The 9,851-nt window shown below is 30.7% G+C and carries 1 protein-coding gene; it reads right to left on the bottom strand.

What is annotated here, in order from left to right:
* Positions 1–215: 215 nt before the first annotated feature.
* Positions 216–9,491 (bottom strand): hypothetical protein, encoded by a 9,276-nt coding sequence (locus ACNF36_RS00615; RefSeq protein ID WP_418303373.1) that lies wholly within the window; start codon positions 9,489–9,491, stop codon positions 216–218.
* Positions 9,492–9,851: the final 360 nt, after the last annotated feature.

Below are 9,851 nucleotides of genomic sequence, written 5' to 3'. Positions count from 1 at the left end.
AATTCCTGTGACATTTGTTGCTTCTTGTGAAAATTCTAAACAAAAGAAATAAACAGGGACACTAAAAGTGGACAGAAAGGTTAATTAGACATAATAACACCTCAATGTTGTTGGGGTGGTTTCACATTTATGAAATTTTTTGGTTTTTAAAAAATGCAAAAAAATCAGCACTATCTTTATCTAGTACTGATTGATTTTGATTGTTTATTAACTTCTTATTTCTTTCTACCGAATACAAAGATTAACATACCAATTAATCAAGTTGCAACTGAAGCTGCTATAAAGTATAGTCAAATCACCATTGGTGAGTTGTCTTTTAATGCTTTAGTAATAGCTGTTGTAAGCACGTTTAATCCTTGAATATCTCCAGCCTTAGAAACTAATTGTTTAATGTTTTTAAGGTCTGTTGAGTTAAGTTTATTCTTATCTTTTGTAGATGTTTCAAAGTAATTGTGTTTAATTACAGCGTTTGTTAAAGTATCGATATTAGCAAGTTCTGAAGCGTCAGCTAATGCTTCAAAGTTATTTCTTGATTTGTTTGTTGTGATTGAATCAACTAAATCAAGTAAGTTTTGAGCTTTAGCTATAGTAGCTTCTCCATTTGCATCTGAGAATGCTTTTGAATTAAATTCATTAATTGCTTTAACAACATTTTCTCTATGTTTGTTTGAAGCATCTGTTCCATATGTACTTTGTAAGTATTGGTTCGTTAAATCGTTTAATTCGTTTACTTTTTTATCGTAGTTAGCTTTGTTTAAAACTTTAGCATCTTCAATAGCTTTTTCTAATGATTCAGCATCTGTAGCGTTTTTAATAGCTTCAGAAGCTTTGAATTTTTCTGAATCTGATGAATTTGGTTCATCTGATAAGTATGAAAGTTTAGCAACTTCTTTAAGAGCTTCTTCTTTAGCAGCATCTAAGCTTGCACTTCCATCAAGAGCAGCAATTGCATTGTTTAATTTATTTGTTAAATCAACGATATTATCTACTGACTCATTAAAGTTGGTAATATCTTTAATTGCTTCTACATTAGCTTTAGCTGCATCAAAGTTAGCTTTTGGTTGTTCTGAAGCTTCTGTGTAAGCAATTGTTTTTTCTGCTTTAGAAGCTTTATCTAGAGCTTTTTTAGCATTATTCATTAAAGTAGCATTGTTTACAATGTTATTTACATCTACAATAGCTTCTTTAGCATTAATATCAGCTTTAGCATCAGATTTTTGTGCTTCTGATAAGTAGCTTAACTTATCAATAGCAGCAATAGCATTTGCTTTAGCTTTTGCTAAGTTTGAATCTCCGTTTAACGCTTTATGAGCATTTTTAAGAGTTTGCACTTTATCTTGTAAGTTTTCTACAGCGTTCTGGAAGTCTTCTTTGCTTTCCAATGAAATTAAATTATCTAATGCAGTAGTTAATGCATTTTGTTTGTCTGCATCAGCTTCTTTGAATTGAACTTTTTCTTTAACTGGAACAATCTCTTTAATTGTTCCTAGAGCAGCATCAACTGCTTTTGTATTTGCAACAATGTTTTTTACATTGTCGATTGTGCTTTGTTCTTCAACTTTAGCTTTAGCAGCATCTTTTTGTGTTTCTGAGATGTTTTGTAATGCATCAATATCTTTATTAGCTTTTTCTTTAGCTTTAGCTAATCTATCTTTACCATCAAGGTTACTAATAGCATTTGCTAATTTGCTTGATAATAATTCAATGTCTTGTACTTTGTTTTCAAAGTTCATTGTATCTTTGATTGCATTTACAGCGTCTTTAGCTTTATCAAATGTATCTTTAACAGTATCTGAAGCTTGTGTGTAATCCACTTTATCTAATTTGTCGTTAGCAGCTTCAAGTGTAGCTAATGCATTGTTTAATAATTTTGCATTATTAATAATGTCTTGTACTTTTGCAAGTGTATTTGTGTCTTCAGATTTAATTAAATCTTTAGCAGTGTCTTTTTGAGCTGGTGTTAACTTGTTTAATTTATCAATTTCTTTAATTGCTTCAGTTTTAGCTGCAGTTAATTTATCATCTCCATTTAATTTTCCAGTTGCTAATGTCATATCTGATAATAAATTATCTGCGTTGGCAATTGGTTGTTTTGGATCTGTAAAGCTTGCAATAGCTTGGTTGATAGCGTCTTTAGCATTAGTAAATGCAGTTTGTTTATCTTCATCAGCTTCTGTGTAATCAGGAGTTGTTTGTTTTGTTTTAGCAGCCTCTAATGCATCAACTAATTCTTTTAATTTAGCAGCATTATTAAGGATTTGATCGATTAATTGTTTTGAATTTGTTGATTCATCTTCAATAGCGACTTTAATTAAATCTTTTTGACCTTGAGATAATCCTTTAAGTCCATCAATTGTTTTCTTAGCTTCTTCTTTTGCTGTCGCTAAGTTAGCTAAACCATCAAGTAATTCAGTTTTAGCATCTAAAGCACTAATAAGTGCATCAGGATCATCACTTAATACTTCAAAGTTTGTTGTGTTCTTGATTGCATCAAGCGCTTCTTTAGCTTTGTCAAAGTTAGCTTTTGGTTCATCTGAAGCTTCTGCATAAGCTGGTGTGTTTTGTTTATCAGCTGCTTCATTTGATTTAGCGATAGCATTATCAACTTTTTGAGCATTTGAAAGCACGTTAGCTACTTGATCTTTAGTTGTAACGTTTCTGATTGCATCCTTAGCAGCGTCTTTTTGATCTTCTGTTAAGTTTGTTAAAGCATCAATCTTAGCAATAGCATCATCCTGAGCTTCTTTTAAGTTTCTAGCTCCATCTAAGTTGCTGATTGCATTATTTAAGCTAGATGTTAATGTGCTGATGTTTGCAATAGGTTGTGAGAAGTCTTCAACATCTTTAATTGCATTAACTTTGTCTTTTGCATCATCAAATGCATCTTTAGCAGTTTTTGAAGCATCAATGTATGCCTTTGTTTTTTCAACTTCATTTGCTGCTTTTAATGCTCCTTTAGCAACATTTAACTTTTTAGCATTTTCAAGAGTTGCTTGAACGTCAGCAATTGTTTGTTTTTTCTCAACTTCAGCTTTAGCAGCTTGTTTTTGTGTATCTGATAAGTTTTCTAATCCTTCGATTTCAGTTTTAGCAGCAGCTTTTGCATCATCTAAGTTTTGTTTACCATCAAGTGAGTCGATTGCGTTTTTAAGAACTTCCGTTTTTTCTGCAATGTCAGCAATAGGACTTGTTGTAAAGTCTGTTACTGTTTCAACACCTGATAAGTTGTCAAACGCTGTTTGAGCAGCTTGTTTTTTATTTGTAGGTGTTGTTGACGCTTCTGTGAATTGTGGTTTTGATTTAACATCATTAAATTTTTGAACTTGTTGGATAGCAGCATCAACATTTGTTGCGTTTGTGGCAATGTCTTTTGCTTCTTGGACTGTTGTAGCTGCATTTACTAATTGTTTAGCTTTATCTTTTTGAGTTTGTGATAAGTATTGTAAGTTTTCAATTTCTTCAAGAGCAGCATCTTGAGCATCTTTTAATTTGTTTGCTCCAGATAAACCATTGTTTGCGCTATTTAAATTATTAATTAATTCTTGTTTATTATCAACTAGCTCTGTTCCATCAGATTTTGTAGTAATAGCATTTTCAATTGCTTCTTTAGCTTTATTGAATTGTTGCTGTTCTTCAGGTGTTGATTCTGTGTATTTTGGAGAATTAATAATTTCTTTAGCTTCTTGAAGTTTTTGTGCTAATTCATTTAAGTCTGCAGCGTTATTTTTAATGTCTTCTATAGCTTGTGAATTTGCAGCGTTTTGAATTTGTTCTTTGATTTTGTTTTTGATTCCTTCATCTAATGGAGATAACTTATCAATTTGAGCTTTAGCAGCATCTTTTTTACTTTGAAGTTCCGTTTCTCCATTAAGAGCATTTTTAGCATTAGTTAAGTTTGCTAATTTATTTGTTAACTGTTCATCTGCATTTTGGAAGTCAACTTTTTGTTTTAAGTCAGTAACTTTATCAAGTGCATTGTCAAATGCAGTTTGTAAACTTCCTTCTGCTTCTGTATATTTAACTTGTTCCTTAACTTTAGCATCTTCTTTAGCTTGTGCTAAAGCTGAATCAATATCTTGAGCATTTTTAGCAATAGCTTTTATTTGTTCTAAATCATTTGAATTTGCTGCTAAATTGTTGGCAGCTGCTACTTGAGTTGGTGTTATGTTTTGTAAATTATCAATAATAGATTTAGCTTTTGCTCTTTCAGTTCTAAGTCTTTCTTCTCCATCAAGAGCATCTTTAGCATTAGTTAATGCTTGTTTTAAATTATCAATATTTGAAATTGGATTGTTAAAGTCAGTGTGATTGCAATATGCAGAAACTGCTTTTTTAGCATCATCAAATGCTTGTTGATTTGAAGCTTGTGTGTAGTTTGGTGTAGTTTCTGTTGCAATAGCATCTTTTAAAACACCTAAAGCATCATTTAATTTAGATGCATTGTTTTTAATTGATTCGATTGAGCCAAGATTATCTGCAGCTTGAACAGCGGCTTTAGCAGCTGTTTTTTGAGCATCTGATAAATTAGACATTCCTTCAATAGCAGTTTTAGCTGCTATTTGAGCTGTGGTTAATCTACCTTGACCATTAAGACTTGCAATAGCATTTTCTAAGTTTTTAGCTAATTGAGCATTAACTGGTTGAGTAAAGTCTGTTTGATCTTTAATGTTGTTAACTGCATTTTTAGCATTAATAAATGATTGCTTTTTATCATCTGAAGCTTGTTTATAGTTTGCGGTTTTTTCTGCTTCTAATGCTCTTTTTAATTGAGCTTTAGCAGCGTCAAGATTTTTTACATTTGCTTTAATAGCATCAATTGTTGCAACTACATTTGAACCATTAACAGCATTTCTTGCAGCTGTAATTTGTTCTTCAGTTAAGTGTGATGCAGCATCAATAGCAGCAAGCGCTTCTTGTCTTGCAGTTTGTAATCTTTCATCTCCATTAAGAGCTTCTCTTGTAGTTTTTAATCTTTGTAAATCTGTAGATAAGTTAGGAGTCGGTTGTTTAAACTCTGTTACTGATTTTCAAGATTCTAATTCTCCAACAACTGAATCAAAGTTTCTTTGTGGATCGTCTTCAGATTGTTTGTAATCATCTGTTTGTTTAACAGCTTCATTATTCTTAAGCTGACCAATAGCATTATTTAAATCTCTTACATTTCCAGAAATAGAATCTATTAATTCAAGAGTTTGTGCATTATTAATAGCTTCAATAGCTTTTGTTTTTTGAACCTCTAATAAATGAGGTGTTTGAGCAGCATTATTGATTTTAGCAATAGCAGCTTCTCTAGCTTTTCTTAATCTATCATTTCCGTTAAGAGCAGCTGTTTTAGTATTTAAATCACTTGTTAATGTTTGGATATTTGGTGTTTCATATTCGAAATTATTTTGTGATTTAATTGCATCTACTTTTCCTCTGGCAGTTTCATATGCTTTTTTTATGTCTGTATCTGCTTGTAAATGGTTTGGTGTTTGTCATTGAGCATTTGCAGTTTCTAATGCAGCTAAAGCAGCATTAAGTTTTTCAGCATTAGCTTTAATTGATTGTACTTTAGCAATTGTGTTTGTTGCTTCTTTTTCTACAGTAGCTATTGCAAGATTTCTTTGTGATTGTTCATCTAATTTAGTATATGACTGGATATCTCTGATAGCATTCTCTTTAGCTTTTGCTAAGTTTGTATCCCCATCAAGAGCAGTTGTTTTTCTCTTAAGGTCAATTGCAGCTGCATCAAATTGACTTTGTGTTGTTTTGTTTACAAGTGATTCAAAGTTTGTCTCTGTTTCTAAGTTGTAAGCATTTATTTTACCTAATGATGTATCAAAAGCTGTTTTTAGGTTTGTTGGTGTTATTGAAGCTTCTGTATATTTAGGTGAATTCTTTGCTGTTTTAGCATCATTAAGAATAGCAAGAGCACTATTGACTAATTTATATGCTGCTACTAAATCTTTAAATTCTTCATTTGTTGATTTTGAACTAATTAATTCTTTTGCTTTAAGTTTTTGCTCTTTTGATAAGTTTGTTAAATTATCAATTTGATCAAAAGCATATTGTTTTTGTGCTTCTAATAATTTATCATTAACACTAGCAATTGTATTTTGTGAATCAATTTCATTTTTAGCAGTTTGTTTTTGTGTTGTAGTTCTCGTGTCAGAGCTAAATCCATCAATAGTATTTTTAGCAGCTGTTTTTGCATTATTTAAGTTTGTAGTTCCATCTAGATTTCTAATAGCATTTTGTAAATCAGTAGTTAAGCTATCAATATTTGGAATAGCAGTTTTAAAGTCGCTTGTATCTTTTATAGCATCAACAGCATTTCTTGCTGATTCAAAAGCAACTTTTTTATTTTTTGGTGTTGTTGAGGCTTCTGTATGGTTAGGTTGATTAAGATGATTGTTATTAGCAATTTGTAATTGTTCACGTGCAGCATTTAATTTTCTTGCATTTGAAACAATTTCATCAACTTTAGCGCTTGAGTTTGTATCTGCCTCATTTACTTGACTTTTAGCAAGTTGTGTTTGAGATGGTGATAAGAAAGTCAATTTGCCAATTTCAATTAAAGCGTTTGATTTAGATGTAGATAAATTTGTATTTCCATTTAAATCACGAATAGCACTAGTCATATTTGAAACTAAAGTGCTTAAATCACTAATTGGAGTAGTAAAGTTTGTATTATCTTTTACTCCATTAAGAGCTTCAAATGCATTATCGAAGTTTGATTTATTTGGATTCGGTGTTGCTTCAATATAGTTTGGTTTAGCTTTTTCTGCAAGAGCTTCATCATATTTAGCTCTAGCATTTGATAAACCTTCAACATTTGTTTTCACTGCATTAACTGAATTAATTGTTGTTTGTTGATTAATTTGTTTTTCAGCTTCATCTTTTTGTGTGTCACTTAAATTTAAACCTTTAACTGCAGCAATAGCATTTGTTTTAGCTGTGTTTAAATTTGTAACTCCATTAAGATTATCTGTTGCATTCGATAAATCAGTTAACTTAGTTTGTAAGTTTGGATATGCTGTATCAAAGTCTGTATATGTAGTTAAATCATTTAATGCTGAAATAGCATTATCAAAGTTTGATTTATTTGGAGTCGGTGATGCTTCTGTATATCTTATTTCATTATTTGTTTCAATTGCTTTAGCAGCAGTAAGTTTTGGAACTTCATTATTGACAGATGTTGCATTATTAACAATGGCATCAATTTGATCTTTAGATGATTTTGAGTCAATTAAACGTTTAGCAGCATCTCTTTGAGTATTTGTCAAGTTACTTAATTGACCAATTTTATTTTTAGCATCAAGTTTTTGTGCTTCAAATAATTTATCATTAACGCCAGCAATTGTAGATTGACTTTCAACTTGATTATTAGCATTATTTTTTTCTGTTCCACTCAAGTTTGGAAGTCAATTAATAATTTGTTGAGCAGCAGCTTTAGCAGCATTCACATTATCAAATCCGTTAAGTGCTTTACGAGTTTTTACTAATGCATCTTTAGCAGATTTAATTGTATTAATAGATTCTGATGAGTAGGTTGAAATATCTTTTAAGTTTTCAGCAACTTTGATCGCTTTATCAAAATTATCTTTTTTATTATCACTCGGTTCTTTTGCACCTGTTGTAGCTTCTGTGTAATTACTATGATTATTATTATCTTGGTTTTCTTTAATATCCTTAGATAGCTCTAATTCTTTTCTTAAATCATTAAGCTCTTCTGCTCAAGTTCGAATAGGAGTAGCATCTGAAATACTTTTTGCATTACTAATTAAATTTCAAGCTTTATCTCTTTGAAGTGTCAATAATTTATTTAGAGGTATTAATGATACAGTAGTTCCATCTTCTTCTCAAGTAGGATTACTTTCAAAAAGGACTTTTCTGGCTTTCTCTTTGAAATTATCGAAGTTTATCTTTCCATTTAATTTCAATCTTGCTTGATTTAAACTTTGGTATGCCGTGTTAACTTGAGGTTGTCTTGCACTATCATTTTCAAATACTTTTTTAGCTTCTGTTAAAGCTGCGTTGTAAGCATTTTGTAAATCATCATCTGCATCAAGATATGGATGCTGATTAAAGAAATCACCTTTCGAATAATTGATTTCTTCTTCAAGTTTTGTTTTATCAGCTTTTTTTCTGTATATAGTTTGCACTACTACAGCATCTTCTAGAAATGAATTATTAAGTTTTTTTCTATATACATTCGTAGTTGTTGAAACAATATCAAATCCAGGTATTGCAGTAGGATTAAATGAAATAGAGTTCGCTTTCTGCTCGTTTGAAAGTCCACTCAAACTAGCAGGAATAATATCATTTATTAAATATTCATTTTTCACTGTATAAGATGCATTACCTGATGTTGGAGTTAATCTTTGCGCAGGAATTTGAACATCTTTAGTGAATTTTTTATATGATCAATCCACTGGAGATGTAATAGTCTTTGTTAATGTTGAATTGGTTGTAGGTATATTTGTAGTGTCATAAATATCCTCAAACACTTGTTCTACAATAACAGGATATCTTTCAAATTTCTTTGTTTCTTTCTTTCTAACACCATTTAAAAGAACTCTAGAGTACGTACCATCATCTTGCCGTGATCTTTCAGATGTCATAACTCCTGAAAAATAACCTTTTTGTGCCCCTGGAATAGGTGCTGTTTTAAATTTAATCTCATATTTTGAATGATCTCATCCAGCAGTTTGAAATTCATAATCGTAAGTAAAATCTCTAATTGATGTTTTCTTACCATCAATAAATTTACCACCTGGATCATTAATATCGTTTTTATTTCATGTCGAAAATAGAAGATTTTGCTTATGATTAGAACTATCGCTTGGTTTATTCTGAAGGTTATATCACTCAACTTTAGCCAGTGAAGATCTAGTTAGCTCATCATTTGTACCATAGTGATGTCAAGAACCACCAAGACCAACTTGATTTAATTGACTTGAAGATAATTCATGTCCTGGTTGTAACGTAACTGAACTAGTGATTAGTCTATCAGAACCATCTTTTTCGAATCTCTTAATTTCGACAGGTGAACTTAATTGTATGTCTTTAGTAAGAAAGAAAGCAAAATATGCTTTTTGTTCACTATCAATACCTTCTATTTCTACGAAACCAAAAGGTTTAAAATACTGAAGTGTCCAATCAATTGTACCATCTTCATTTACGACTTTATCTATTTGCATAGATTCTCTTACTTTGGACTCAGGAAACTCTTTTATGTGACTCCATGATCAATGTTTATAATAGTATGTTCCATATTCATCACAATCTTCTCATACATAATCTGTCTGACTTGGATGGAATGTTCCTATATTCTCTCTACCTGTTCAATTTTGAATACCCTCATCTCATCTACCTGTTGGTGATAAACTCACTTCACGGGGTTCATTATTTGCAGATGCACTTACTGTTGTAAGTAAAGCAAGTGGAGCTGTAACTCCTGCGCTTAAAGGTAAAAGAATTCATTTTTTCTTGTTTTTTAAATTCATAAAATTTCCTTTTTCAATAAATACTTAAGGAAGCTAAAACTATTAATTTTTAAGCTAGAAAAGCACTTATTTTATTCTTTTTTATAAGTCAAATATTCATATTAAATATACTTATATATAGCACAAAAATCATCTTTGAGGCAACTTTTTTTTTTTTTTTACAAAAAATGTAATTTTTTACATATTTTCAGCCTTAAAGTTTCACATTTATTAAATTTTTAAGTGATTTTTGTGAAATTTTTTGCTTTTTAAAAAATACAAAAAATCAGCACTATTTTTATCTTAAACTGGGACACTAAAAATGGACAGAAGGTTTAATTAGACATAATAACACCTCAATGATGTTGGGGTGTTTTTCAA

Origin of the sequence: Mycoplasma sp. 4463, from assembly GCF_048381515.1 — a bacterium.
Lineage (GTDB): Bacteria > Bacillota_I > Bacilli_A > Mycoplasmatales > Metamycoplasmataceae > Mycoplasmopsis.
The sequence above is the reverse complement of the archived record's forward strand: the minus strand, read 5'-3'. Positions and strand labels throughout refer to the sequence as shown.